Below are 374 nucleotides of genomic sequence, written 5' to 3' on the forward strand. Positions count from 1 at the left end.
TCCCTTCAGATTGACATAGAGAACGGAAGCTCAGCTACTGTGGATTTGGCTTCTCTGGTAGACGATGCAGATGCAGATCCGACCAATGAACTTCAGACCCTTAGCCAGAGTGGCACGGATGTCACGCTTTCTGATGGAGGAGGGACGATCTCAGTGGCAGATAACGACAATGATTCCTCAAACGAGATCCAGGATCTGGGCAGTGTACTTACAGAAGGTAATGATGCCGGAGGCGCAGCCATTGCCAACCTTGCAGATCCTACGGCAGCCCAGGATGCGGCTACCAAAGCGTATGTAGATGCGGTGGCCGATGACGATGTAACCGGAGCGGCTTTGGATGGCAGTAATGTACTGACCATAAGTGAAGGAACCAC

Annotated in this window: 1 protein-coding gene; it reads left to right on the forward strand. The window is 52.1% G+C overall.

Going from position 1 to position 374, the window contains the following annotated elements; genetic code table 11:
- Nucleotides 1-374, forward strand: a 374-nt coding sequence (locus QU605_RS15370) for a hypothetical protein (protein WP_289726210.1), incomplete at both ends; no start/stop codon positions are given.

This window comes from Robiginitalea aurantiaca (genome assembly GCF_030380815.1).
Lineage (GTDB): Bacteria > Bacteroidota > Bacteroidia > Flavobacteriales > Flavobacteriaceae > Robiginitalea > Robiginitalea aurantiaca.